This window comes from Actinokineospora alba (assembly GCF_004362515.1).
GTDB classification, from domain to species: Bacteria; Actinomycetota; Actinomycetes; order Mycobacteriales; family Pseudonocardiaceae; genus Actinokineospora; species Actinokineospora alba.
In genome coordinates this window covers 5,974,539-5,998,545 of the sequence record NZ_SNXU01000001.1, presented here as the reverse complement: position 1 = coordinate 5,998,545, position 24,007 = coordinate 5,974,539, and the positions used below count along the sequence as shown (strand labels likewise).

Sequence of the window (24,007 nt, the reverse complement as noted above, 5' to 3'; positions counted from 1 at the left end):
GTGACTCGACCGTCCACTCTGGACTCGGACGGCCTGCCCGCCGCCGTGCTCTGGGATCTCGACGGCACCTTGCTCGACTCCGAGAAGCTGTGGGATGTCCCGCTCTACGAACTCGGCGAACAGCTCGGCGCACCACTGTCCGTCGAGACCCGCCGCGCGATGGTCGGCACGAACATCCCCACGACGATGGGCCTGCTCTTCGGCTCGGCGGGGATCTCGCCGTCCGCGGAGCAGGTCCGCGACGCTGTGGCCTATGTGGACTCGAGGATGGCGGAGTTGTTCGCCACCAAGGCGACTTTCCGTCCCGGTGCGCTGGAGGCGCTGCGGTCCGTGCGGGATTCGGGGGTGCCCACAGCATTGGTCACTTCGACTGAACGCGCTTTGGCCGAGGTCGCGCTGGATACGGTCGGGCGTGAGTTCTTCGATGTGTCGGTGTGCGGGGACGAGGTCGACGGGCTCAACAAGCCGTTGCCTGAGCCCTATTTGAAGGCCGCACGGCTGCTGGGCGTTTCCGCCGAGCGGTGTGTGGCGGTCGAGGATTCGCCTACCGGGACGGCTTCGGCGGTCGCTGCCGGGTGTCTGGTTGTTGTGGTGCCGTGTGATGTGCCGGTGGCGGCGGGGGAGCGGCGGGTGCTTCGGGACTCCCTGGTGGGGTTCGGCCCGGAGGCTCTGCGCGCGCTGCGTTGACCATCGTGTCGATCAGATACCGCAGCGCCACCGGGTCGTCGACCGTCTCGGGGGCGGCGTCGGGTGTCGCGCGGCGCAGTTCCGTCCACCCCACGTAGGCGGAGTAGGTGACCACGGCCTGGAGGCGGGCGCGCTCGGGTGGTAGGCCCGCGTCCGTGTAGGCCTGGGTCAGGAAGTCGATCCGGCGGGCGGTCACCCGGTTCAACACCGGCGCCACGATCGGGTCATCCGCGTGGGCCACCAACGCGGGCTCCAAGCCCTCGGTCGGGTCTTCCGACAGTGCCACGAAGAACAGCGTGCGCAGCCGCTCGTGCGGGTCGGTGATGTGTTCGACGCGCTCGATGACCGACGTGGTGCCCTCGTGCTCCCACCAGTCCAAGGCCGCGCGCAGCAGGTCCGCCCGGTTCTCGAAGTGCCAGTAGAAGCTGCCCCGGGTCACGCCGAGGGCGTTGGCGATGGGGTCGACGGCGACGGCTGTCACCCCGCCGGTGGCCAGGGCGCCGAGCGCCGCTGTGATCCAGTCGGCACGGCTCAGTCTGGGCTTCGTCACGGCCGTACAGTACTGTACGGAAATCCATACAGTGCTGTATGGACGACGGAGGGGAGTAGCTCATGATGGTGCTCGGAGGTATCGCCGCGATCGTGTTGGTGCTGGTGGGGGGCTTGCACGTGGTGTGGATGTTCAGCCCGTGGCCGGTGCGCACGCGCGCGGAATTCGCCCGGAAAGTGGTGGGCGTGGAGGCCGACGATCTGCCGAATCGATTCCTGACGGCGCTGGTGGCGATCGCACTGTTCGCGGCGGCCTACCTGGTCGCGGCACGTGCGGGAATTGTCGGCGTGATCGGTCCGCGGTGGGCGACGCCGGTGGGCACGGCGACCGTGGCCGCGGTGCTCCTGTTCCGCGGGGTGGCCGGTTTCATCACTTCGGCGCGCAAGGACACCGAGTTCACCTACTGGGATCTGCGGGTGTACGCACCGCTCTGCGTGGTGCTCGGCGGGGCCTGCCTGGCCGTCGCGGTGGGCACGACCGGGTGACCTCGGTCCCCTTGTTGCCTGCGTCCCGGGTGGGGATGGAAGGATCGTCGCTCGTGAAGACGTTCGACGAACTGTTCGCCGAACTCAGCGAACGGGCGAAGACCCGGCCTGAGGGCTCGGGAACGGTCGCGGCGCTGGACGCCGGTGTGCACGCGCAAGGCAAGAAGGTTCTCGAAGAGGCGGGCGAGGTATGGATCGCCGCCGAACACGAGACCGACGACGAGCTGGCGGAGGAAGTGTCGCAACTCCTCTACCGGGTGCAGGTCCTGATGATCGGCCGGGGCCTGACGCTGGAAGACGTCTACCGACATCTGTGACCGGTAGGCCGTCACCGCACCCTCGATCCCAGGAGTTCCCCCATGCTGCGCGTCGCAGTACCGAACAAAGGGGCGCTGGCTGTCGCCGCGTCCGAGATGCTCACCGAAGCCGGCTACCGGCAGCGCCACGAGTCCCGTGACCTGACGGTCATCGACCCGGCCAACGAGGTGGAGTTCTTCTTCCTCCGGCCGAAGGACATCGCGATCTACGTCGGGTCCGGCGAGCTCGACCTCGGCATCACCGGCCGCGACCTGTCGCTCGACTCCCGCGCGCCGGTCGAGGAGAAGCTCGCGCTCGGCTTCGGCGGCTCCACCTTCCGCTACGCCGCGCCCGCGGGCCGCGACTGGAAAATCGGCGACCTCGACGGCAAGCGGCTGGCCACGTCCTACCCGAACCTGGTCACCGACGACCTCGCCCGACACGGCGTGACCGCCGACGTCATCCGCCTCGACGGGGCGGTCGAGATCTCCATCCAGCTCGGCCTGGCCGACGCGGTCGCCGACGTGGTCGGCTCGGGCCGCACGCTGCGCCAGCACAACCTGGTGGCCTTCGGCGACGCGATCTGTGTCTCCGAGGCCATCCTTGTGCAGCGGGCCACCGCGGAGCCCTCACCGGCCCGCGACCAGCTCGCGGCGCGGCTGCAGGGTGTCGTGTTCGCCCAGCAGTACATGATGCTGGACTACGACTGCCACCAGTCGCTGCTGAAGGCGGCCATCGAGATCACCCCGGGCCTGGAATCGCCCACGGTGGCCCCGCTGGCCAGCGCGGACTGGGTCGCCGTGCGCGCCATGGTCCCGCGCAAGGAGGTCAACGCGATCATGGACCGGCTCGCGGCGCTGGGCGCCAAGGCCGTCCTCGCGTCCGACATCCGGGCCTGCAGGCTCTAACGGGGCTTGATCAGCAGCGCCTGAGCACCACGGGCGAGGGGACCGCGGCGGTCGTGCAGGACGGTGAAAGCCGTCCCGACGCCGTGGTCCCCGATCTCGGTGTGGGCGTCCATGCCGATCCACTCGCCCTCGGGCTGCCTGCGCACGTGGACGGTCAACTCGGTGTTGATGAAGTACCAGCGGCGTGGGTCGAGCAGGCTTGAGACGCCGTTCCCGGAGTCGGCGAGGGTCAGCAGCCGCTGCAGACCGGTGGGCTCCTCACCCTTGACCAACGCCACCCGCTGCCGCGCCCACACCGTGGCCGGACCGGCGTCCGCGAGCGACCCACTGAGCGCCCGCATCTCCATGGCGTCGAGGTAGCCGCCTCCCCACCCTTCGGGCCTGCTCAGGAGGATGCCTTCCTCCGGCGCTTTCAACGGTTCGCCGTCTTCGGTGCGCACTGACTCAGAGTCCGATGTGGCCATTCGCCATGCTCGTCCTCGCGCCACCACGCGGCCGTTGGTGCTCAATTCCGCTGCCAGAAGCTCGACGGACTTTCCTGGGCGTTCGACGCTCGCGTGGACGTGGACTGTCGCGAGTGGAAGGGGGCCGAGGATTTCCACGGTGATTCGGGCGATCATCGATGGTTGCGTTGTGGGGAGGGCTTCCATGGCTCGCGCGAGCAGGGCGGTCGGCGGGCCGAAGTGTTGGCTGTCGGGGGACCAGGGGCCTGCGGTGTGCTCTGTGGACTCGAAGCTGTTGTCTTCCAGTGGAATGTAGAAAGCCATCGTCCCCTCGTTCCGCCAGCCTGTTGTTGTGGTGGGTGCACCTTCCGCATGTCCACACCGCGGGCTTGGGTGGTGTGCACCTTCGGGTGGTTGGGCTTGATTCGGGGACCCCTGAGATGGCCCTGCGGGTCAAGAGCGTGGGGAAAGGGAAGCCCCGCCCCCGCGAGGGTAGGGCCATCTCCGCCCCGAATAAAGCCCAACCACCCGAAGCTGCAGTGGGGTTGGTGGCCTCGCCTCAGGCGTCGGGGTGAGTCCCCAGTCGACAAGTACAGCGATCCTGACCACCCCGCCCACCCAAACAGGCACCCCCACCCAAAGCCAAAACAGGCATAAAGGCCGCTCGGTCGGTCAGTCGGCCCGTTCCAAGATCGTCTCGTCCCCCGAGTCCGGCTCCGGCCAGCCCGGATACGCCGGTGGGGTGCCGCCGAAGGCGGGGCAGATCGCTTGGTGGGAACACCAATCGCATAGTTTCGTCTTGTTCGGCCGGAAGTCGCCGGTGGGTGCGGCGCGGAGGATGGCGGTCCAGATGGCGTCGAGGGTGCGTTCGAAGCGGGACAGCTCGGCTTCGTCCGGGGTGTAGGCCAGGGACTGGCGGTCGGCCAGGTACATCAGCCGCAGCTGGCGGGGGACCACGCCCCGCAGCCGCCACAGGGCCAGCGCGTAGAACTTCATCTGGAACAAGGCCTTCGCCTCGCCGATCTCGCGTGGCGCGACGCCCGTCTTGTAGTCGACCACCCGGATCTCGCCGGTCGGCGCGACGTCGAGGCGGTCGATGTAGCCGCGCAGCAGGACCCCCGAGTCGAGCTCGGTCTCGACCAGCAGCTCGCACGCCTCGGGCTGCAGCCTGCGCGGGTCCTCCAGCTCGAAGTACCCGTCGACCAACCCGCCCGCGGACTCCAGCCACGCCGCCAGCTGCTCCTCGACGCTCTCGCCGTCGAAGATCGCGGTCAGCCCCGGCTCCTCCGCCGACAACCGCTCCCACGTCGGCGCGATCATCGCGTGGGCCCGGTCGGGCTGGCGCTCGTCGGCGGGCAGCGCGTAGAGCTGTTCCAGGACCGCGTGCACGACCGTGCCGCGGACCTGCGCCTTCGTCGGTGTCTCCGGCAGCCGGTCCACCGCGCGGAACCGGTAGAGCAGCGGGCATTGCTTGAAATCGCCCGCGCGTGACGGTGACAGCGCCGGTCGCCGCGGCGCCGCCGCCGCGTCGGGCGTCGAGCCGGGTTCCGTTCCTGGTCCGGAGAACATGCCCAGACCATAGTGTCGGGCACCGACAGTTCCGGGGAGGACGCCGAGCGTGTTCTGTGGGGGATCACGAAGGCGATCACAGTGGCGATCAACGAGGCCACACCCGCCGGGCCTAAGGTGTCCCAATGGCGAGCACCACGGCACCCCGCGCGCCCGGCGGCCTGCTCTTGTTCCGCTACAGCGGGGTTCCGGTCGTCCTCGCGCCGTCGTGGTGGCTCGGCGCGGCGGCCGTGGTCGTCTTCTACACCCCGCTCGTCGGCAGGCTGCTGCCCGGCGCGACCATGCTCACCTCGGTGCTGCTGGCCACCGCCTTCGCCGTCCTGCTCGGGCTTTCGGTGCTCGCGCACGAACTCGGACACTGCGTGGTCGCGCTGCGCCTCGGTCTGCCCGTGCGCAGGCTTCGGCTGTTCCTGCTCGGCGGGCTGTCGGAGATCGTCCGCACCCCCAGCAAACCCGGCCACGAAGGCGCGATCGCCGCCGCCGGGCCCGCCGTGTCGGTGCTGCTCGCCGCCGTGTTCGGCCTCGCCGCCATGGTGATGCCCGCGTCCGGCCCGGTGTGGGTGCTGGTCCTGGAGTGCGCTTTCGCCAACGCCGCCGTCGCCGTGTTCAACCTGCTGCCCGGTCTTCCCCTCGACGGCGGCCGGATGCTGCGCGCGGGTGTCTGGGCACTCACCGGCAGGCGTGGCGCGGGCACCCGGGCCGCGGTGGTGGGCGGCTGGGCGGTCGCGACCCTGCTCGTCCTGTGGGCGCTGTGGGGCCTGGCCACCGAGGCGCCGGACCGCTGGCTGCGGCTGGGCGTGTGCCTGCTGACCGCGTGGTTCGTCGGCGCGGGCGCGGGCGGCGAACTGGCCCACGAGCGGCAGCGGACCTGGCCCGCGGGGCTGCGGCTCAGCGACCTGGTCCGTCCCATTCTGCAACTGCCCGCCGAGAGCCCGGTCGCCGACGCGCTCGGCGCCGCCGCGGGCCGCGGGGTCGTGCTCGTGCGCGCCGACGGGGTCGCCGCGGGCCTGCTGGACGAGATCGCCGCCCGCGAACTCGCCGAGCGCTCGCCGCACGCGCCCGCCGAACTCGCCGCCGAGCCGATCCGCCCGGAGTCGGTGCTGCTGGCCGCCGAATCCGGCGAGGACATCATCGACCGCGTCCACCAGACCGCCTCCTGGCAGTTTCTCGTGGTCGACGACGAAGGCCGCCCGAGCGGCGTGCTGCACCGTGACGATCTCCGCGCCGCACTCGACCGAGGGGTTGACTGACCGCCCGACTTCACCTTCTGCGACCATCTCTCGTTGGTTCACAGCAGGACGGAAGCGAGGCGTCGGTGTCGGCACGCAAGGTCAGCGGTCCCTTCGAGGCAGGGGACCGGGTACAGCTCACCGACCCCAAGGGCAGGCACTACACCCTGGTCCTCGAGACGGGCGAGAAGTACCACACCCACCGTGGTGCGCTCGCCCACGACGACATCATCGGCCAGCCAGAGGGCTCCGTGGTCAGCTCCGCGGCGGGCACGTCCTACCTGGCGCTGCGCCCGCTGCTGTCGGACTACGTGCTGTCGATGCCGCGCGGCGCGCAGGTGATCTACCCGAAGGACGCCGCCCAGATCGTCATGCAGGGCGACATCTTCCCGGGCGCGCGCGTGCTCGAGGCCGGGGCGGGCTCCGGCGCGCTGACCTGCTCGCTGCTGCGCGCGGTCGGCCCCACGGGCAGCGTCACGTCCTATGAGATCCGCCAGGACCACGCCGACCACGCCGAGCGCAACGTGGTCCAGTTCTACGGGGAGCACCCCGAGAACTGGACGCTGACCGTGTCCGACCTGGCCGAGCACTCCGGCGAGGTCGACCGGGTCATCCTGGACATGCTGGCCCCGTGGGAGCAGCTCGGCGTGGTCGCGGAGAACCTCATCCCCGGCGGCGTGCTGGTCGTCTACGTGGCGACCACGACCCAGCTGTCGAAGGTCACCGAGGCGCTGCGCGAGCAGACCTGCTGGACCGAGCCGCAGGCCTGGGAGACGCTCATCCGGCCGTGGCACGTCGTCGGCCTGGCCGTGCGCCCCGAGCACCGCATGATCGGGCACACCGCGTTCCTGCTGACCGCTCGCAGGCTCGCCGACGGCGTGGTCGCCCCCCGGCCGCAGCGCCGCCCCAGCAAGGGCTAGGTCCAAACGAAAGACCGGGTGGTCAGGGCGCTGTCGCCCCGGCCACCCGGTCTCGTGGAAGCGTCAGAGCGAGACGCACCAGCCCTTGGACTTCTTCTCGAACACGATCGGGAACTTGATCGGCGAGCTGCCCCCGATCACGACCTCGGTGTCGACCTTGCCGTTCTCGTCGCCGTAGAGCGTGGGCTCGCCGACCACCGTCACCTTGGCGTCGGCGCCACCGTCGGTGACCGAGGTGTACATGATCCCGGGGTCGGTCCCGTCGCAGGTCAGCGCCTTGGCCGCGGCCTCATCCTTGGCGTTGACCGCGTCGGCGTACTTCTGGCCCGCCGCCGCGATGTCCGCGCCGCCACCGCCCGCGCCACCGCCGCCGGAGGACTTCTTCGTGGTGGTGGTCGTCTCCTCGGAGGACTCGGTGGGCTCCTCCTCGGTCGTCGTGGGCTTCGGCTTCGCCGACGAGGTCGAATCCGTCCCGGCCGTGGTGCTCGGCTTGTCGTCGCCCTTGGTCAGGAAGTACACGCCGGTCCCGGCGCCGCCGAGCACGAGCAGCGCGATCGCGACGATCGCCACGATCTTGCCGGTGTTGCTCTTGGGCGGCACACCGCCCGGCCCGTACCCGCCGAACTGCTGTTGCTGCTGCTGGGAGTACGGATCCGGGGCGTTGTACGGGTCCTGGGGGACCTGGCCGTACTGCTGGGTCTGGTCATAGCCCTGCGGCTGGCCCCACGCGGGCTGCTGGCCCGGCTGCTGGCCGTAACCGGGCTGGCCATAGGGCTGCTGCTGGCCGTAGGGGTCGGGCTGACCCTGCGGGTCTTGGCCGTACGGGCCGGGCTGCTGTGGTGGGTAGGTCATCTCCGGACCCGACTCCTCGGTTATTGGGTGGAACGTTCGTTGATAAATCGCCCGCTCGTGGAGCGGCGTTGCGGGGGACGAGCCTGATCAGGCGGTTTCTTCTCCACAGAACCGCCACACGCCGTCTTCCTTGACGATCTTGATGCGAATGTGGGCGGGCTTGGGCTCGCCCGTTTCCGGGGTCAGCACCAAGTCGATCTCCGCGGTGGCGACGGACCCCTTGACCTCGGGGTCGCCCTTCGCCGTGCCCTTGACCTCGTACTTGCTCAGCTTGTCCTCGAGCGAGCTCGTGTCGGTGCCGTACTTCTTCTTGTAGGGCTCGCACGCCTCGGCGGTGACCGTGGAGAAGTCCTTCTTCTCGTACGCGGCGATGTAGGCGGTGACGATGTCCTCGGGGGAGGCGGCGTTGCCGGTGTCCGTGCCGGGCTTGGTGGACTTCGTCGGCTTGGGCTTGTCGGACTCCGACGGCTCGGGCTTGGACGACTCCGAGCTCGCGGGAGCCGCCGTCGAGGGCTTGTCGTCACCCTTGGTCAGGAAATACGCGGCCGCTCCGCCGCCGCCGAGCACCAGCACCGCGATGGCCACGATGGCCACGATCTTGCCGGTGTTCTTCGGCGCGGGCGGCTCGCCGCCGCCGGGGTAGCCACCGAGGCCCTGGTACGCGGTCTGCCCGGCGAACGGGTCAGGCTGCTGGCCGTACGGCCCCTGCGGGCCGTATGGGCCGGGCTGCTGCGGTGGGTAGGTCATGCTCGCCCCTGACTCCTCGTGTCGGTTTCGACAACGTTCCCTAGACGGCTTCGGGGGCCGTCTCGTTCCCATCGGAAGGTATCCCGTGAGGGTGACCCTCGTGGTATGGGCACCCTATTCGCCCGCGTCGGTGGTATCGGGACCTCGCGGACTCCGCCCGGCGGCGATCGGATGACGAATCGGGAACGCCCGGCTGCGCACGTCCGGAGTGGACCCGGTGGTGCGACAACGTGGGAGTGTCCACATGGTGGCCAAATGGGGTTGCCAACGTGGCGCGCGGTTGGCGTAATACACCGACGCAACGTAGCGAGGTGGCAGGCCTCCGAGTGACCGGCTTGGTGGATCAAGTGCCGCCGAGTGGGTATTGCTGAGGTGTGACACGCGGGTTCCGACAGCTGGAAGCTCTGTTGTTGTCGGTGATCGCCGGTACCGTAGAAGGTACGAGTTCGGGAGGAGGTGCCGACATGCAGCACGATCGTCCCGGCAGTCGGCCAGAAGAAGCCGACGATGAGCACGGTGACACGCCCGGCCAGCCAGAGGAGCGCGAGTCGCGCTCGGAGGCCGCGCAGATCCGATTCCTTGAAGAGGAAGTCTCCCTGCTGCGCCGGAAACTGACGGAATCGCCGCGGCATTCGCGGCTGCTCGAGCAAAGGTTGGCCGAGGCGTCGGAGCGAGTGAGCCAGCTCACTGAACGCAACGCCAAGTTGGTCGACACGCTGCGTGAGGCGCGCAGCCAGTTGCTCGCGTTGCGTGAGGAGGTCGATCGACTAGCCCAGCCACCCAGTGGTTACGGCGTGTTCCTGACCGTGCACGACGACGGCACCGTCGACGTGTTCACGGCGGGTCGGCGGATGCGGGTCTCGGTCTCGCCCGCGGTCGAGGCGGACACACTGCGCCGCGGCCAGTCGGTCCGGCTCAACGAGGCACTGACCGTGGTCGAGGGCGGTGGCTACGAACGCATCGGCGAGGTCTCGACGCTGCGTGAGCTGCTCACCGGTCTCGACGAGGAGAAGCCGAGCCGTGCGCTCGTCGTCGGGCACGCCGACGAGGAGCGAGTGGTCTGGCTCGCCGATCCGCTGATGGACTCCCCGCTCAAGGCAGGCGACTCACTGCTGGTCGACACCAAATCCGGATACGCCTACGAACGGGTTCCCAAGGCCGAGGTCGAGGACCTCGTGCTCGAGGAGGTCCCGGACGTCGACTACTCCGACATCGGTGGCCTGTTCCGGCAGATCGAGCAGATCCGCGACGCCGTGGAGCTGCCCTTCCTGCACAAGGACCTGTTCGCCGAGTACGAGCTGCGGCCGCCCAAGGGCGTGCTGCTCTACGGCCCGCCCGGCTGCGGGAAGACGCTCATCGCGAAAGCGGTGGCGAACTCCCTGGCCAAGCAGGTCGCGGCGGCTCGGGCCAGCAAAGACCCGTCGGGTGCGCCGCAGCCGTCGGAAGCCAAGTCCTACTTCCTGAACATCAAGGGTCCGGAGCTGCTCAACAAGTTCGTCGGCGAGACCGAGCGGCACATCCGGATGATCTTCCAGCGGGCGCGTGAGAAGGCGTCCGAAGGCACGCCGGTGATCGTGTTCTTCGATGAGATGGACTCGATCTTCCGGACCCGCGGCAGCGGCGTGTCCTCCGATGTGGAGACCACGATCGTGCCTCAGTTGCTCAGTGAGATCGACGGCGTGGAGGGCCTGGAGAACGTCATCGTCATCGGCGCGTCCAACCGTGAGGACATGATCGACCCGGCGATCCTGCGACCCGGCAGGCTCGACGTGAAGATCAAGATCGAGCGGCCGGACGCGGAGGCGGCGAAGGACATCTTCTCCAAGTACCTCACCACCACCCTTCCGATCCACGACGAGGATCTCGCGGAGTTCGCGGGCGACAAGCGCGCCTGCCTCGACGCGATGATCCAGCACACCGTCGAGCGCATGTACGAGGAGACCGAGGAGAACCGCTTCCTCGAGGTCACCTACGCCAACGGAGACAAGGAAGTGCTCTACTTCCGCGACTTCAACTCCGGCGCGATGATCCAGAACATCGTCGACCGGTCCAAGAAGGCGGCGATCAAGTCGGTGCTGGAAACCCAGCAGCGCGGTCTGCGGGTCCAGCACCTGCTCGACGCGATCGTCGACGAGTTCGCCGAGAACGAGGACCTGCCCAACACGACCAACCCGGACGACTGGGCACGGATCTCGGGCAAGAAGGGCGAGCGCATCGTCTACATCCGCACCCTGGTGACCGGCAAGAACCAGGATTCGGGTCGGGCGATCGACACGGCCACGAACACCGGCCAATACCTCTGATGACAAGCGGGTGGCCCCGAGCGAACGCTCGGGGCCACCCGCTTGTTCAGCGCCTCTGGGCATACTCGTCAGGTGCGATTCACCCTCGGCCTAGCCGCACTGGGCAGGCCCGCCTACCTCAACCTCGGCCGCGACCTACCCACCCACCGCGACGTCGAGACCCTCCGCTCGACCACCTGGGACGTCCTCGACGCCGCCTACACCGCAGGCGTCCGACGCGTGGACACCGCGCGGTCCTACGGCCGGGCCGAGGAGTTCCTCGCCGGTTGGTTGGACGTCCGCGGCCACGAGGACGTGACCGTGTCGTCCAAGTGGGGCTACACCTACGTCGGCGACTGGCGCATGGACGCGAAGGTCCACGAGGTCAAGGAACACACGCTGTCCCGGTTCCGGTCGCAGTGGTCCGAAACCCGCGCGCTGCTCGGTTCGCGGGTCGCGCTCTACCAGGTGCACTCACTGACCGTGGACAGTCCACTGTTCACCGACGAACCACTCCTCGACGCCCTCGCCGAACTGGCGGATTCCGGGCAACGGCTGGGTTTCTCCACCTCCGGCCCGGCCCAGGCGGAGGCTGTTCGCCGAGGCTTGGCCCTGGAACGCGGGGGAGTGACGATCTTCACGGCCGTCCAGTCGACCTGGAACCTGCTGGAACCGTCGGCCGCCCCCGCCCTGACCGAAGCCCACGCCGCGGGCGCCCACGTCGCGATCAAGGAAGCCCTGGCCAACGGCCGCCTCGCCGTCACACCGCCCGCCGACCTGGCCGCGCACCCCGAACCCCCCGACGCCGTCGCCCTGGCGGCCGCACTGGCGCAACCGTGGGCGGACGCGGTCCTGATCGGCCCGGTCACCACCGCCCAACTCACCTCCAACCTGCGCGCCGCCGACCTGGATCCGCCGAACCTGCCCGACCTCAGCGAACCGCCCACCGAATACTGGGCAACGAGATCCCACCTGCCTTGGACCTGAGACCCAACGCTCGACGGCTGCACCAGGCACCGCGACCGCGCAGGCCAACCCACCCCAAACCGCCGAACTGCCCCAGGCCCCGGTAGGTTTTGATCGACACTTCACTCACCCGAAGGGACGCTCGTGCGTCGTGTGCAGGCGCTGGCTGGCGCCGCCGTGCTCCCCGTTCTCCTGGCCACGGCTTGCTCTGACCGCCCGAACGACCTCTACACGTACTACGACGACCCTTCCTCGGAAGCGGCCACGACCGCCGCGCCGAGCCCGGTCACAACAAGCACCACGACAACAACGACGACGACAACCAGGCGCGCGTCAGACCCCGCTGCGGCCGCGTTGACAGCAATCGACCTCGCAGCCGAAGAGGTCCAGCCCGACGGCGCCCCGAAGACCCTGGTCGAAACCGCCCTGCCCGACTGCGCCGCCCCCTTGCCGTCCGCGACGGACGCCATCGCCACCACGTGGCGGTACGCGAGCGGCTCCGTGCTGCGCCAGTACGTCGCCGTCCACGCTGCGGGATCATCGGTCATCGACGACCTCAAGGATGCCCTCGACTGCGGCACCTTCACCGTCGACGGCCTGCGCTACGAGATCGACGACGCCGCCAAGACGGCGGTTCCGCCCGGCGTCGACGCCGGACACACGTGGTGCGCCACCAACCCCCGCCGCCCGACCTGCACGCTGGCGCTGGCGAAGGCGGACGTGCTCAGCGTCGTCACCGTCGAGGCGTCGACCCTCGCCCGCGCCCAGGCCGCCATCGCGCGGCTGGCCCCGGTCGCCGCCGGGAAGCTGACCAGCCTGAGCGACTAGCGGTCGAGCTCGCGGCGGAAGAACTCCTCGATGGCGATGCGGCCGTCGGGGACGAACGGCCACGACGGGTCCGCCAGCTTCGACCGCAGCTCGGCGAAGGTCATCCAGCCGCCCCAGGCGATCTCGGATTCCTGCAGGACGATGTCGCCGTCCCACCACACCTCGTGGGCGAACAGGTGGATCCGGGTGCCGTCGACGTCGGCGCTCGCGGTGAACAACGGCACCAGCGGCACTCCGGTGATGCCCAGTTCCTCAGCCAGTTCCCGCTCCGCGCAGTCCCACGGTGTCTCACCGGCCGCGACCACACCGCCCGCCCAGCAGTCGTGCATGCCGGGGAAGACGTCCTTGTCGTCGGTGCGGCGGTGGACATAGACCCGGTCGCCGGAGCGCACGAGGATCGCGCTCGCGGCGTGCCACAAGCCCTCCGCGCGCATCCTGCGGCGGGTCGTGGAGCCCACGACCTCGCCCTCCGCCGAGTACATCGCCACCAGTTCGTCGCCTCCCATGGTGTGGATCGTCCCACCAGTTCGCACCAATGCCCGGCGCGGCTCACGTCCGCGCCGTCGGTGCGGACCCGTAGGGTGGAAGACATGCGGCGGATCATGGGAACCGAGGTCGAGTACGGCATCTCCGTGCCGGGCGACCCGACGGCCAACCCGGTGTTGACATCGACCCAGGTCGTCCTGGCGTACGCGGCCGCGGCGGACATCCCGCGGGCCCGCCGGGCGCGGTGGGACTACGAGGTGGAATCGCCGCTGCGCGACGCGCGCGGGTTCGACCTGGGGGCGCCCGGAATGGCCCCCTCCGACCCCGACGTCGAGGACTTGGGCGCGGCCAACGTCATCCTCACCAACGGCGCGCGCCTCTACGTCGACCACGCCCACCCGGAGTACTCCGCGCCCGAGGTCACCAACGCGCGCGACGCCGTCATCTGGGACAAGGCAGGCGAACGGGTGATGGAGGAGGCCGCGATGCGCGCGGCCACCGTTCCCGGCCAGCCGCGGCTGCAGCTCTACAAGAACAACGTCGACGGCAAGGGCGCCAGCTACGGCACCCACGAGAACTACCTGATGGCGCGCAACACCCCGTTCACGTCGATCATCGCGGGCCTCACCCCGTTCTTCGCCTCGCGCCAGGTCATCTGCGGCTCCGGCCGGGTCGGTCTCGGTGTCGCGGGGGAGGAGGCGGGCTTCCAGCTCTCCCAGCGTGCGGACTACATCGAGGTCGAGGTCGGCCTGGAGACCACGCTCAAGCGCGGCATCATCAACACCCGCGACGAGCCGCACGCCGACGCCGACAAGTACCGCCGCCTGCACGTGATCATCGGCGACGCGAACCTGGCCGAGACCTCGACGTACCTCAAGGTCGGCACCACCGCCCTGGTCCTCGACATGATCGAGTCCGGCATCCGGTTCGACCACCTCAAGCTCGCCGACCCGGTCCGCGCGGTCCACGTGCTCAGCCACGACCCGACGCTCAAGGCGACCGTGGAGCTGACCAACGGCCGCAAGTTCACCGGCCTCGACCTGCAGAACGCCTACCACGAGATGATCGCCGCGCACGTCGACCGGATCGAGGCCGACGCCGTGGGCCACGACGTGCTGCGCACCTGGGGCGAGATCCTCGACGCCCTCGCCCGTGATCCGATGGAGTGCGCCGACCGGCTCGACTGGCCCGCGAAGCTGCGGCTGCTGGAGGGCTTCCGGGCCCGCGACGGCCTCAACTGGAACTCCCCGCGGCTGCACCTGGTCGACCTGCAGTACTCCGATGTGCGCCTCGACAAGGGCCTCTACAACCGTCTCGTCGCCCGCGGCTCGATGAAGCGCCTGGTGACCGAGGACGAGGTCCGCGCGGCCGTCTACACCCCGCCGTCGGACACCCGCGCCTACTTCCGCGGCCGCTGCCTGGAGCGTTACCCGAACTCCATCGCGGCCGCATCGTGGGACTCGGTCATCTTCGATCTTGGCAGGGAGTCGCTGGTGCGCATCCCGACCCTTGAGCCGTTGCGTGGCACCAAAGCCCACGTCGGGGACCTGCTCGACGCCGCGGACACCGCCGAACAGCTGGTCGACAAGCTCACCGGCACGAAACGCTGATCTTGTCACCGGTGCGGACGGCGACGAAAGTCGGTCCGGCTGGGTAATGTTCCAAGTAGGCCAGACAACCGGGAGGTCTCAATGTCCCAGGAGCAGACACAGCGGCAGGGTGGCGGTGACGGCGACGACGGCGCCGAGGACACCACCGCGGCGGGTCAGGAACGACGCGAGAAGCTCGGCGACGACACCGACGCGATCCTCGACGAGATCGACGACGTCCTCGAGGAGAACGCCGAGGACTTCGTCCGCGCGTACGTGCAAAAGGGCGGCGAGTAAGCCCCCCGCGCGGTAACCAGCCCAACCCACGGCGACGCCGACAGAGGAATTGAAAGAAGGCATGGAACACACCTCGTCCCGAGGGCCGCGAGGAGCCTCGCTCTCGCCTGCCCACCTGTCCGCCGGTTCGTCGTCGTTCACCGACTTTTTGCGCTCCCAGGCGCCCGAACTCCTTCCCGGGCGGCGTGTCGCCGACGCGCCCGCCGTGACCCGCGCGGACATTCCGCACGGCACGACCATCGTGGCGGTCACCTTCTCCGGCGGCGTGCTGATCGCGGGCGACCGCCGGGCCACCGCGGGCAACCTGATCGCCCAGCGCGACATCGAGAAGGTCTACGTCACCGACGAGTACTCGTCGGTGGGCATCGCGGGCACCGCCGGTCTCGCGGTGGAGCTGGTTCGGCTCTACACGGTCGAACTGCGCCACTACGAGAAGATCGAGGGCGTCGGCCTCTCGCTCGACGGCAAGACCAACAAGCTGGCCAGCATGGTCCGCGGCAACCTCGACGTGGCCATGGCAGGCCTGGCGGTGCTGCCGCTGTTCGTCGGCTACGACATCGACGCCGACGACCCGGCCACCGCGGGCCGGATCGTGTCCTTCGACGTCACCGGCGGCCGCTACGAGGAACGCGCGGGCTTCCACGCCATCGGCTCCGGCTCGATGTTCGCCAAGTCCGCGCTCAAGAAGCTCTACGACCCCGAGGGCGACAAGGCGGCGGCTGTGCGCGCTGCCGTCGAGGCGCTTTTCGACGCCGCCGACGACGATTCCGCCACCGGCGGACCGGACTTGGCCCGCCGGATCTACCCCAGCATCGTCACCATCACCGCCGACGAGGGCGCCCAGCGCCTGTCGGAGGCGGACGCGGCCGCTGTGGCCGAAGCCGTGGTGAACGACCGGTCCGAACGCCCCCGCGGCTGACCCCCACCCGCCGAGTTAAGGAGCCTGCCCCGTGACGATGCCGTTGTACGCCTCGCCCGAGCAGCTGATGCGCGACCGCTCGGAGTACGCCCGCAAGGGCATCGCCCGGGGCCGCAGCGTCGTCGCGCTGAAGTACGCCGACGGCGTGCTGTTCGTCGCCGAGAACCCCTCGGCGACCTTGCACAAGGTCTCGGAGATCTACGACCGCATCGGCTTCGCCGCCGCCGGCCGCTACAGCGAGTACGAGAGCCTGCGCCGCGGCGGCATCCGCCACGTCGACCTGTGGGGCTACTCCTACGACCGCCGCGACGTCTCGGCCAGGCAGCTGGCCAACGTCTACGCCCAGACCCTCGGCACGATCTTCACCGAGCAGGTCAAGCCGATGGAGGTCGAGATCTGCGTCGCCGAGGTGGGTGCCACCACCCGCCAGGACCAGCTCTACCGCCTGACCTACGACGGCTCCATCGTCGATGAACCGCAGTTCCTGGTGATGGGCGGCCAAACCGACCCGATCACCGCCCTGCTCAAGGAGACGTTCACCGACGGCATCCCCCTGAGCGACGCCGTCCGCCTGGCCCTCAAGGCTTTGGGGGCTGGTGCGGCGAACAGCGCGGCGAAGACGGCGGGGGAGACCACCCTCGACAAGCTCGAGGTGGCGGTCCTCGACCGCGGCAGGCCCACCCGCGCCTTCCGTCGCATCACCGGAGCCGCCCTCACCGCCCTGCTCCCGGCCGACGAACGCCCCGCGGAGTCCGCCCCGGAGTCCCCCGCGAAGCCGATCGAGGACGTAGAGCTCCCACCCACCGACACCGAGTAACCCGCGAGTCGCCCCTTCCAGCAAACGAGTCGCCCCTTCCAGCAAGCGAGTTCGACATTCGCCAGTCGCGAACGTCGAACTCAGTCGCCGGGAGGGGCGACTCGTTTGCTGGACGGGGCGACTCGCGGGTGGACCAATGCTGGTCTGGTGTGGGCCGATCGCAGGTAGACGCTGGGCTATCAGGGCGGTGTGCCTGGTCGCCGCCGGTTACAAGCAGGTCAACTCAACGCGATAACCCCTGTTCGCACGCATGTTATGGGTGTCCGGGATAGGCCGAACCGGTATTACGCGGGTCATAGTCCACTAACGACCAATTCCGGCTGACGACCGTGAGGATCGTGGACGCCCAAGTGAGGGCTAGGCGTCCGCAGGCCGGATAGGTCGTGTCCCAACTCCTGCATCGTGAGGACAACCCATGTTCGGTGCCACACGGAGACGACGGGCCGTCACGCTCGCTGTCTCGACAGTGCTGGTCGGTGCCGCTATCGCAGTCCCCGGACTCGCCAACGCCGCATCGCCCGCAGAAGCTCCCATTCGTCTGGTGACCGGTGAATTCCTGCCGAGTTCGCTGGCCGCCGTCCCGCACGGCCTCGAGGCCCGCGCGCTCGGCACCAGTGAGCGCGGCAGCTACCTGGTCCAGTTCCAGGGCCCCGTCCGCGAGGACTGGAAGGCCGGTCTGACCGCCCTGGGCGCCACGATCGTCGAGTACATCCCGGACAACGCGTTCAAGGTACGGATGAACCCGGGTCAGGCGCAGCGCGCGAGCAAGCTCTCCGGTGTGCACTACGTGGGTCGCTTCCAGTCCGCGTGGAAGGTCTCGCAGGACGCCAAGGCGAAGATCGACGAGGGCAAGGCGGGCATCTACAAGGTCCGCGCCGAGAACGGTGTCGACCTGGCTTCGGTCCGCCGCGCCGCCGAGGGCACCGGCGCCGTGGTCAGCAAGTCGGCCGACGGCACGCTGGTGATCGCCGCCGACCCGAGCCAGGCCAGCAAGATCGCCGGCATCGAGGACGTGTCGTTCGTCGACAAGTTCCGCATCATGGAGAAGCACAACGAGCACGCCGCGGGCACGATCATGCGCGGGGCGCAGGCCAACGCCCGCGGCTACGACGGCTCGTCGCAGACCGTCGCGGTCGCCGACACCGGCCTCGGTGGCGGCACCGCCGCCACCGCGCACCCCGACATCCCCGCGAGCCGCATCCAGGCCGTCCACGCGTGGGCGGGTGCCGACATCGCCAACTGCGCGGACGTGCAGCCCGACGGCGCGGTGGACGTCGACAGTGGCCACGGCACGCACGTCGCGGTCTCGGTGGTCGGCGACGGCATGGCCGACGGCACCGGCAAGGCGGCAGCGTACGGCGCCCGCCTGGTCTTCCAGGCCGTCGAGGACTACGTCGACATGTTCGGCCAGTGCGCCGGGCAGTACGAGGACGCCTACTACCTGCTCGGCCTGCCCGACGACCTGGCCACGCTGTTCCAGCAGGCCTATGACGGCGGCGCGCGCATCCACGCCAACTCGTGGGGCTCGGACGCGAACGGCGGCTACACCGACACCTCGCAGCATGCCGACCGCTTCATCAACACCCACCGCGACATGCTGATCACCTTCAGCGCGGGCAACTCGGGCACCGACGCCAACAGCGACGGTGTCATCGACAACGACTCCATCGGCGCCCCGGCCACGGCCAAGAACGTGCTGACGGTCGGCGCCTCGGAGAACGGCAAGGCGCAGTCCCCGTGCGACGTGTCCCTGACCTACCTTCCGCAGACCGCGAAGGAGCAGGCGACCTTCAACAACCGCTCGTGCAAGGACGTCAACGGCGTCAACGTCATCCCCAGCTGGGGTGACTGGTGGCCCAACGACTACCCGGCCGAGCCGATCAAGTCCGACCCGCAGACCGGCAACCCGCAGCAGGTGACCGCGTTCTCCAGCCGCGGCCCGACAGACGACGGCCGGATCAAGCCCGACATCGTGGCCCCCGGCTCCTGGATCCTGTCCGGCTACTCGGACAAGCACCAGCAGCAGTACGACGGCGCCGCGGCCAACAACCCGAAGACAAACGCGCCGCAGGTCGACGGCTACGGCTTCCCGCTGAACGACGACTACAAGTACTTCAGCGGCACGTCGATGTCGAACCCGCTGGCCGCCGGTGGCGCCACCGTGGTCCGCGACTTCTACAACAAGAAGCACACCGTCAACGCCAGCGCGGCGCTGGTCAAGGGCACCATGGTCAATTCCGCCACCGACCTGCTCGACGAGAACGGTGACGGCGCGAACGACAACGACCTGCCTGTGCCGAACATGCACGAGGGCTGGGGTCTGGTGAACCTGGACAAGGCCACCGCGGGCACCGCGAAGTTCGTCGACGAGGCCGTCGCGGGCCTGGCCACCGGCGGGGTCTCCGAGACGAAGTACACCGTCGAGGCCGGTCAGCCGCTGAAGATCACCATGGCGTACTCCGACAAGGAAGCCGCCGTCAGCGCCGCCGTCACCCTGGTCAACGACCTTGACCTCGAGGTCGTCTCGCCCACCGGCACCGTCTACCGCGGCAACGTCTTCGCCGGTGGCTGGTCGAACACCGGCGGCACCGCGGACCGTCGCAACAACCTGGAGAACGTCTTCATCCAGAACCCGGCCGCCGGTGAGTGGACCGTGCGGGTTCGCGGCCACAACGTCCCGCAGGGACCGCAGAAGTTCGCCCTCGTGGTGGACGGCAAGTTCGGCACCGGCACCCCCGTCAACGCCAACCCGGTCGTCACCAACCCCGGCAACAAGTCCACGCAGATCAACACCGCGGTGAACCTGCAGATCCAGGCCACCGACGCGAACAACGACCCGCTGACCTACGCGGCGTCGGGTCTGCCGACCGGCCTGAGCATCGGTGCGAGCAACGGCCTCATCTCCGGTACGCCGACCGCGGCGGGCACGTCCAACGTGACCGTCACCGTCACCGACGGCAAGGGTGGCAGCGGCAACACCGCCTTCACCTGGACCGTCACCACGACGACGCAGCCCAACCAGCTGCTGGCCAACCCCGGCTTCGAGTCCGGCACCACCGGCTGGACCGGCACCACGGGTGTGATCACCTCGTCCACCGCCCGCCCGACCCATGGCGGAACGTTCTGGGCGTACTTCGGCGGCAACGGCCGGACCACCTCGGAGAACCTGTACCAGCAGGTGACCATCCCGGCCTCCGCCACCAGCGCGAGCGCCTCCTACTGGGTCCGGATCGACACCGCGGAAAGCACCACGTCGGTCCAGTACGACAAGTTGCAGCTGCAGGTCCTCAGCAGCTCGGGCACGGTGCTGGGCACCCTCGGCACCGTCTCGAACCTGAACAAGAGCACGTCCTACGTCCAGAAGACGTACGACCTCTCGGCCTACAAGGGGCAGACGGTTCGCCTGCGCTGGCTGATGACCGAGGACTCGTCGCTGCAGACGACGTTCGCGGTCGACGACGCGGCACTGAACGTGTCGTAGCGAGAAAAGCGACCGTGGCGCGGTCAGCACTACCTGGCCGCGCCACGGTGACCAATAGTTGAGTCATAAACAGGTTCGGCGACGTCAGGGGTAGACGTCGCCGGACCTGTTTTTACACGCCGCTCCCAGGAATTGTGTGGTGTCTCCCACCAGGCGAGCTGGGATTTGCATAATGCCGCGCCAGAGGGCATAACTTTGGTGTGCACGAGCTGGAACTTCGTCATCTTCGAGTCATCATCGCTGTCGCGGACGCGGGCAGCCTGTCCAAGGCCGCCGTTCAACTCGGGATTTCGCAACCCGCGCTGACCGCCCAGCTGCAACGACTCGAGCGCCGCGTGGGCGGCCTGCTGTTCGCCCGCTCCGGCACCGGCGTCGTGCCGACCGACCTGGGCAGCTACGTCCTGTCCGCCGCCCGGCTCGTCCTCACCGACGTCGACGAGCTCATGGCCGGGATCAAGCAGCGCACCCAGGCGGTGACGGTCGCGGGCATGATCCGCGTCGGCGGTCCGCCCGGCCTCATCGTCCCGCTGTTCGCCACCGCGATCGCCGAGCGCCTCGGCAACGCCGAGACCTCCATCGACATCGACTCCAACCCGGTGGAACTGGCCCGCAAGGTCCTCGACGGCAAGCTCGACTTCGCCGTGCTCGAGGAGAACCCCGGTTTCCGCACCCCGCTGCCCGCGCAGCTGCACAGCCGGGTGATGCTCAGCGCGCCCATGTTCGTGGCCCTGTCCGAGACCCACCGCCTGGCGGGCGTCGGCGACATCGACCTGCGCGAACTCGCCGACGAGAACTGGGTGCTGCCCCCGGTCGGCGAGGTCCCCGAACAGCTCGCGCTGCTTCGCGCGTGCGCGGGAAGCGGGTTCACCCCGAAGATCAAGCACCAGGTCTCCGACTCGACCACCACCCGCGCCCTGGTCCAGGCCGGTGCGGTGACCCTGGCCAAGCCGGTCGCGCGCGAGGGCAACGGCCTGGTGATCCGCAACATCGCCGGCACCCCGCTGCGGCACGAGATCGTGCTGATCTGGCACGAGGAGAGCACCCTGGCGGGCGCGGCCGAGCAGGCGCCGACGTCGCTGCTGGAGGCCTACTCGAAGCTGGTCGACACCAACCCGCTGTTCGCGGCCTGGTGGGCCGAGCACAAGGACGCCCCCGCGGACGGAGCCACCCGAGCGCTCCGGCGCTAGAACTCCGACTCGCCCCAGGCGTCCACGGTCAGTGCGTCGCCGACGGAGAGCTTGCCGGCGCGCAGGACGGAGAACTTCGCGCCGAAGGCGACGCCGCCCGCAGCCGCTCGGCGGTATCCGGCGAGGGTGCGCAGCGGCTCCAGGCCGGTCTTGACCCCCGCCTCCTGGTCCACCGTGGTGACCACGCAGCGGATCGCGAGCTTGGTGTAGCCGAGGTCGCAGTCGCCGATCCGCACCCGACGCAGCCGGTCCTCGGTGGACGGCTCCGCCCAGCCGTCGACGACGACGTTCGCCCGGAAGCGGTCGGGCGGCACCGGGTCGGCGCCCGCCACCACCAACCGGGTGTTCAGCTCGGCCAGCGTGGAGCGGCTGAGCACGTGCACGGCGGAGCTGTCGGCGTAGCCCGAGGTGCCCGGGACCTGCCCGTCGGTCACCCGGTCGTGCTCCGGCGGCACCCGCACCAGGCGCGCCGGCTCACCCAGGACCTCGCTGAGCCAGCCCGCGGCCTCGCCGCCGAGATCGATCCCCCGGTACGGGTCGCCGAACATGGTCACGTCGCGCCGCGCGCGGGTCAGGTCGACCTCGACGTCGAGCGCGGTGAAGCCGGTGGCCCGGAGCGTGATCCGGTCGCCCGCCGCGGTCACCGACGGCTGGACCACCGCCAGCCTGGGGGAGCGGCGCTGGCTGCGGAAGACGCCGTCCTTGCCGATGACCATGAACGTCCGGTCATGCGCCAGGCCCGCGGGCGTCATCAGCGCGTCCGCGAGTGCGACGCCCGCGCACCCCTTGATCGGGAAGCACTTCAGCTCGGTCACGATCGCCACGGGGGCGACGCTACCGGTAGACGCACAGCGCCCGGGGGCGTGATTCGAATTCGAACCGGTTCGCCAGCGGGCCGACCTCGCCGTCGGTGGCGACCCGGCGGTGCCCGTCGAGCAGGTCGACGCGCAGCTGCGGCACGTCGCGCTCGCGGTAGACGTGGCTGGCGTGCAGGGTCCGGGTCAGCATCGCGAGCACGAACCGCGCGCGGGAGAACGGCACGTCGGCCCGCAGGTACCGGACGTCGAGCAGGCCGGTGTCCAGCGCGGGCCGCCGGGTCGGCGCGAAGCCCTTCGGGTCGTACGTCCCGTTGCCCACGAACAGCCACCACACCAGGTGCGGCCGTCCGTCGAGCGCCATCCGGATCGGCTGCGCGTGCCGCAGCGTGCGGACCATCGCCACCGCGCCCGCGGGCCACTTCGGCCAGCCCTTGGCTTCGAGCTGCTCCCGGGCCCGCACCATCTCCGGGTAGCCGCCGACACTCGCGGTGTTGACGAACCACCGGTGCCGCTCGCCGCCGCCGCGTTCGATGATCTTGACACCGGCGAGGTCGATCTCGACGCCGCGACCCTCGCGGACCGCCTCCCCGGCGTCGTCCGCGGTCTCCACGCCGATGTCGCGGGCGAAGTGGTTCAGCGTGCCCGAGGGGATCAGCACCAGCGGCAGGCCGAACTCGGCGGCGACCGCGGCGACCGCAGCGACCGTGCCGTCACCGCCCGCCACGCCCAGCGCGTGGATCTCCTCGGTGGACTTCTTGACCTGGTCGGAGAGGTCCTCGATGAGATCGGTGCCCGCGACCGGGTTGACCACCGTCGCCTTCGGCCAACGCAGGCGCAGCTCTTCGGTCGGGTCCTCGCCGAGCCCCGAGTGCGGGTTGACCAGCACCAGCAGCCCTTCGCCGTCCACCAGCGGCTCCACCTTGGCCTCGTGGGCGGTGTGCGCGGGCCCCTGCACCGACACCGGCCACCAGTGCCGCACCGCGTAGGCCGCGCCGACGCCGATCGCCGCGCCCGCGGCGATGTCGCTGGGCCAGTGCACCCCGGTGTGCACCCGCGAGTACGCCACCGCGCCCGCCAGCGGCGCCAGCGCCATGGCCGTGCGCGGGCTCTCCATCGCGACCGCCGTGGTGAACGCGACCGCTGAGGCCGCGTGCCCGGACGGGAACGACGAGCTGGTCGGCCGCTTCTCGAACCGCCGGTACAGCGGCAGCAGCTCCGCGGCGGGCCGCCTGCGCGGGAAGAGGTTCTTGGCGACCAGGTTCGCCGACAGGCTGGCGACCGCGATGGACCCGACCCCGCGCACCGCCGCCCGCCGCGTCTGGCCCTTGCCCGAGGCCAGGATCGCCGCGATCAAGAACCAGAGCTTGCCGTGGTCGGCCGCGGTGGACAGCCGCTTGAGACCAAGGTCCGCCCGCGTGTGCGGCAGCGCCGCGACCTGCCTGACCAGCGCCTGGTCGCCCTCGTTGACCTGGCGAAGCGAGTGGCGGCGGATTCGTCCCAACATGATCGATGATTCAACAGGACGGCGCAGTGCTCCGCTTGACAGTCCGTCTCAGGTGAACACTCGGTGACCGAAGTCGGACGACACAATTTGTGGACCTTCCCCGAACGGCGCTCGGTCCTTGTCGGTCTTTGCGCCTAGGCTTAGGG

The 24,007-nt window shown here is 69.6% G+C and carries 22 protein-coding genes and 1 pseudogene; 15 read left to right on the top strand and 8 right to left on the bottom strand.

Annotated features, from left to right (window positions below):
- The gene (locus C8E96_RS27410; RefSeq protein WP_228769653.1) at positions 1-687 is read left to right on the top strand and encodes an HAD family hydrolase; all 687 of its coding nucleotides are present in this window, start codon (positions 1-3) and stop codon (positions 685-687) included.
- A gap of 391 nt (positions 688-1,078) precedes the next feature.
- Here C8E96_RS27410 and C8E96_RS34440 read toward each other — a convergent pair.
- A pseudogene (locus C8E96_RS34440) lies at positions 1,079-1,237 on the bottom strand (TetR family transcriptional regulator); the annotation flags it as partial.
- Positions 1,238-1,299: 62 nt separating this feature from the next.
- Between C8E96_RS34440 and C8E96_RS27400 the strand changes: the two are divergent.
- From C8E96_RS27400 to hisG, 3 genes are read left to right on the top strand one after another with little or no spacing between them, the layout of a single operon-like run.
- Positions 1,300-1,722, top strand: coding sequence for a DUF3995 domain-containing protein (locus tag C8E96_RS27400; RefSeq protein ID WP_091370001.1), 423 nt, complete (start codon positions 1,300-1,302; stop codon positions 1,720-1,722).
- A 53-nt stretch (positions 1,723-1,775) separates the two neighbouring features.
- Positions 1,776-2,039, top strand: a complete 264-nt coding sequence (locus C8E96_RS27395; RefSeq protein ID WP_091370230.1) for a phosphoribosyl-ATP diphosphatase — start codon at positions 1,776-1,778, stop codon at positions 2,037-2,039.
- Between the two features lie 42 nt (positions 2,040-2,081).
- The gene (hisG, locus tag C8E96_RS27390; protein ID WP_091369998.1) at positions 2,082-2,927 is read left to right on the top strand and encodes an ATP phosphoribosyltransferase; all 846 of its coding nucleotides are present in this window, start codon (positions 2,082-2,084) and stop codon (positions 2,925-2,927) included.
- Here the strand turns inward: hisG and C8E96_RS27385 are convergent.
- The gene (locus C8E96_RS27385) at positions 2,924-3,694 is read right to left on the bottom strand and encodes a thioesterase family protein (protein WP_091369996.1); all 771 of its coding nucleotides are present in this window, start codon (positions 3,692-3,694) and stop codon (positions 2,924-2,926) included. The genes hisG and C8E96_RS27385 overlap by 4 nt on opposite strands.
- A 348-nt stretch (positions 3,695-4,042) precedes the next feature.
- Complete coding sequence (locus tag C8E96_RS27380) at positions 4,043-4,939, bottom strand: RecB family exonuclease (protein WP_091369994.1); 897 nt, start codon at positions 4,937-4,939, stop codon at positions 4,043-4,045.
- A gap of 125 nt (positions 4,940-5,064) precedes the next feature.
- Here C8E96_RS27380 and C8E96_RS27375 point away from each other — a divergent pair, with 125 nt between their 5' ends.
- Complete coding sequence (locus tag C8E96_RS27375) at positions 5,065-6,189, top strand: site-2 protease family protein (protein ID WP_091369991.1); 1,125 nt, start codon at positions 5,065-5,067, stop codon at positions 6,187-6,189.
- A 65-nt stretch (positions 6,190-6,254) separates the two neighbouring features.
- Positions 6,255-7,088: a tRNA (adenine-N1)-methyltransferase gene (locus C8E96_RS27370; protein WP_091369989.1), complete on the top strand. Its 834-nt coding sequence runs from the start codon at positions 6,255-6,257 to the stop codon at positions 7,086-7,088.
- 63 nt (positions 7,089-7,151) lie between these two features.
- Here C8E96_RS27370 and C8E96_RS33565 read toward each other — a convergent pair whose 3' ends face one another.
- Positions 7,152-7,940, bottom strand: a complete 789-nt coding sequence (locus tag C8E96_RS33565; RefSeq protein WP_091369987.1) for a flagellar basal body-associated FliL family protein — start codon at positions 7,938-7,940, stop codon at positions 7,152-7,154.
- Positions 7,941-8,027: 87 nt separating this feature from the next.
- Positions 8,028-8,687 (bottom strand): flagellar basal body-associated FliL family protein, encoded by a 660-nt coding sequence (locus C8E96_RS27360; RefSeq protein ID WP_091369985.1) that lies wholly within the window; start codon positions 8,685-8,687, stop codon positions 8,028-8,030.
- Positions 8,688-9,151: 464 nt separating this feature from the next.
- Between C8E96_RS27360 and arc the strand changes: the two genes are divergently transcribed.
- The 3 genes from arc to C8E96_RS27345 all read left to right on the top strand — a co-directional run bounded on the left by arc (position 9,152) and on the right by C8E96_RS27345 (position 12,763).
- A complete protein-coding gene (arc, locus tag C8E96_RS27355; protein WP_091369982.1) occupies positions 9,152-10,990 on the top strand; it encodes a proteasome ATPase in 1,839 nt (612 codons plus the stop codon).
- 72 nt (positions 10,991-11,062) lie between these two features.
- Positions 11,063-11,956 (top strand): aldo/keto reductase, encoded by an 894-nt coding sequence (locus C8E96_RS27350; RefSeq protein WP_091369981.1) that lies wholly within the window; start codon positions 11,063-11,065, stop codon positions 11,954-11,956.
- A gap of 123 nt (positions 11,957-12,079) precedes the next feature.
- Positions 12,080-12,763: a hypothetical protein gene (locus C8E96_RS27345; RefSeq protein ID WP_133794823.1), complete on the top strand. Its 684-nt coding sequence runs from the start codon at positions 12,080-12,082 to the stop codon at positions 12,761-12,763.
- Here the strand turns inward: C8E96_RS27345 and C8E96_RS27340 are convergent.
- Positions 12,760-13,269, bottom strand: coding sequence for an NUDIX hydrolase (locus C8E96_RS27340; protein WP_091369977.1), 510 nt, complete (start codon positions 13,267-13,269; stop codon positions 12,760-12,762). The genes C8E96_RS27345 and C8E96_RS27340 overlap by 4 nt on opposite strands.
- Positions 13,270-13,353: 84 nt before the next feature.
- Between C8E96_RS27340 and dop the strand changes: the two genes are divergently transcribed.
- From dop to C8E96_RS27310, 6 genes are all read left to right on the top strand, one after another.
- Positions 13,354-14,859 carry a depupylase/deamidase Dop gene (gene dop / locus C8E96_RS27335; protein ID WP_091369975.1) on the top strand — a complete coding sequence of 502 codons (1,506 nt, stop codon included), beginning with the start codon at positions 13,354-13,356 and terminating at the stop codon, positions 14,857-14,859.
- An 81-nt stretch (positions 14,860-14,940) separates the two neighbouring features.
- On the top strand, positions 14,941-15,135 hold the full coding sequence (locus tag C8E96_RS27330) for a ubiquitin-like protein Pup (protein ID WP_091369973.1): 195 nt from the start codon (positions 14,941-14,943) through the stop codon (positions 15,133-15,135).
- A gap of 61 nt (positions 15,136-15,196) precedes the next feature.
- Complete coding sequence (gene prcB / locus C8E96_RS27325) at positions 15,197-16,054, top strand: proteasome subunit beta (RefSeq protein WP_091369971.1); 858 nt, start codon at positions 15,197-15,199, stop codon at positions 16,052-16,054.
- A 31-nt stretch (positions 16,055-16,085) separates the two neighbouring features.
- Positions 16,086-16,871, top strand: a complete 786-nt coding sequence (gene prcA / locus C8E96_RS27320) for a proteasome subunit alpha (protein WP_091369969.1) — start codon at positions 16,086-16,088, stop codon at positions 16,869-16,871.
- 541 nt (positions 16,872-17,412) lie between these two features.
- Positions 17,413-20,352 (top strand): S8 family serine peptidase, encoded by a 2,940-nt coding sequence (locus C8E96_RS34435; protein WP_166658136.1) that lies wholly within the window; start codon positions 17,413-17,415, stop codon positions 20,350-20,352.
- Between the two features lie 200 nt (positions 20,353-20,552).
- Positions 20,553-21,539: a LysR family transcriptional regulator gene (locus tag C8E96_RS27310; RefSeq protein WP_091369965.1), complete on the top strand. Its 987-nt coding sequence runs from the start codon at positions 20,553-20,555 to the stop codon at positions 21,537-21,539.
- Here the strand turns inward: C8E96_RS27310 and C8E96_RS27305 are convergent.
- A complete protein-coding gene (locus tag C8E96_RS27305; RefSeq protein ID WP_091369963.1) occupies positions 21,536-22,363 on the bottom strand; it encodes an MOSC domain-containing protein in 828 nt (275 codons plus the stop codon). The two genes, C8E96_RS27310 and C8E96_RS27305, sit on opposite strands and share 4 nt — an antisense overlap.
- Positions 22,364-22,373: 10 nt before the next feature.
- A complete protein-coding gene (locus tag C8E96_RS27300; protein WP_091369962.1) occupies positions 22,374-23,861 on the bottom strand; it encodes a bifunctional phosphatase PAP2/diacylglycerol kinase family protein in 1,488 nt (495 codons plus the stop codon).
- Positions 23,862-24,007: the final 146 nt, after the last annotated feature.

Coding starts and splice junctions, on each gene's coding strand:
- prcB (WP_091369971.1), top strand. CDS start 15,197: ATGGAACACACCTCGTCCCGAGGGCCGCGAGGAGCCTCGCTCTCGCCT.
- C8E96_RS27330 (WP_091369973.1), top strand. CDS start 14,941: ATGTCCCAGGAGCAGACACAGCGGCAGGGTGGCGGTGACGGCGACGAC.
- C8E96_RS27340 (WP_091369977.1), bottom strand. CDS start 13,269: ATGGGAGGCGACGAACTGGTGGCGATGTACTCGGCGGAGGGCGAGGTC.
- C8E96_RS27385 (WP_091369996.1), bottom strand. CDS start 3,694: ATGGCTTTCTACATTCCACTGGAAGACAACAGCTTCGAGTCCACAGAG.
- C8E96_RS27400 (WP_091370001.1), top strand. CDS start 1,300: ATGATGGTGCTCGGAGGTATCGCCGCGATCGTGTTGGTGCTGGTGGGG.
- arc (WP_091369982.1), top strand. CDS start 9,152: ATGCAGCACGATCGTCCCGGCAGTCGGCCAGAAGAAGCCGACGATGAG.
- C8E96_RS33565 (WP_091369987.1), bottom strand. CDS start 7,940: ATGACCTACCCACCACAGCAGCCCGGCCCGTACGGCCAAGACCCGCAG.
- C8E96_RS27375 (WP_091369991.1), top strand. CDS start 5,065: ATGGCGAGCACCACGGCACCCCGCGCGCCCGGCGGCCTGCTCTTGTTC.
- C8E96_RS27300 (WP_091369962.1), bottom strand. CDS start 23,861: ATGTTGGGACGAATCCGCCGCCACTCGCTTCGCCAGGTCAACGAGGGC.
- C8E96_RS27360 (WP_091369985.1), bottom strand. CDS start 8,687: ATGACCTACCCACCGCAGCAGCCCGGCCCATACGGCCCGCAGGGGCCG.
- C8E96_RS27380 (WP_091369994.1), bottom strand. CDS start 4,939: ATGTTCTCCGGACCAGGAACGGAACCCGGCTCGACGCCCGACGCGGCG.
- dop (WP_091369975.1), top strand. CDS start 13,354: ATGCGGCGGATCATGGGAACCGAGGTCGAGTACGGCATCTCCGTGCCG.
- hisG (WP_091369998.1), top strand. CDS start 2,082: ATGCTGCGCGTCGCAGTACCGAACAAAGGGGCGCTGGCTGTCGCCGCG.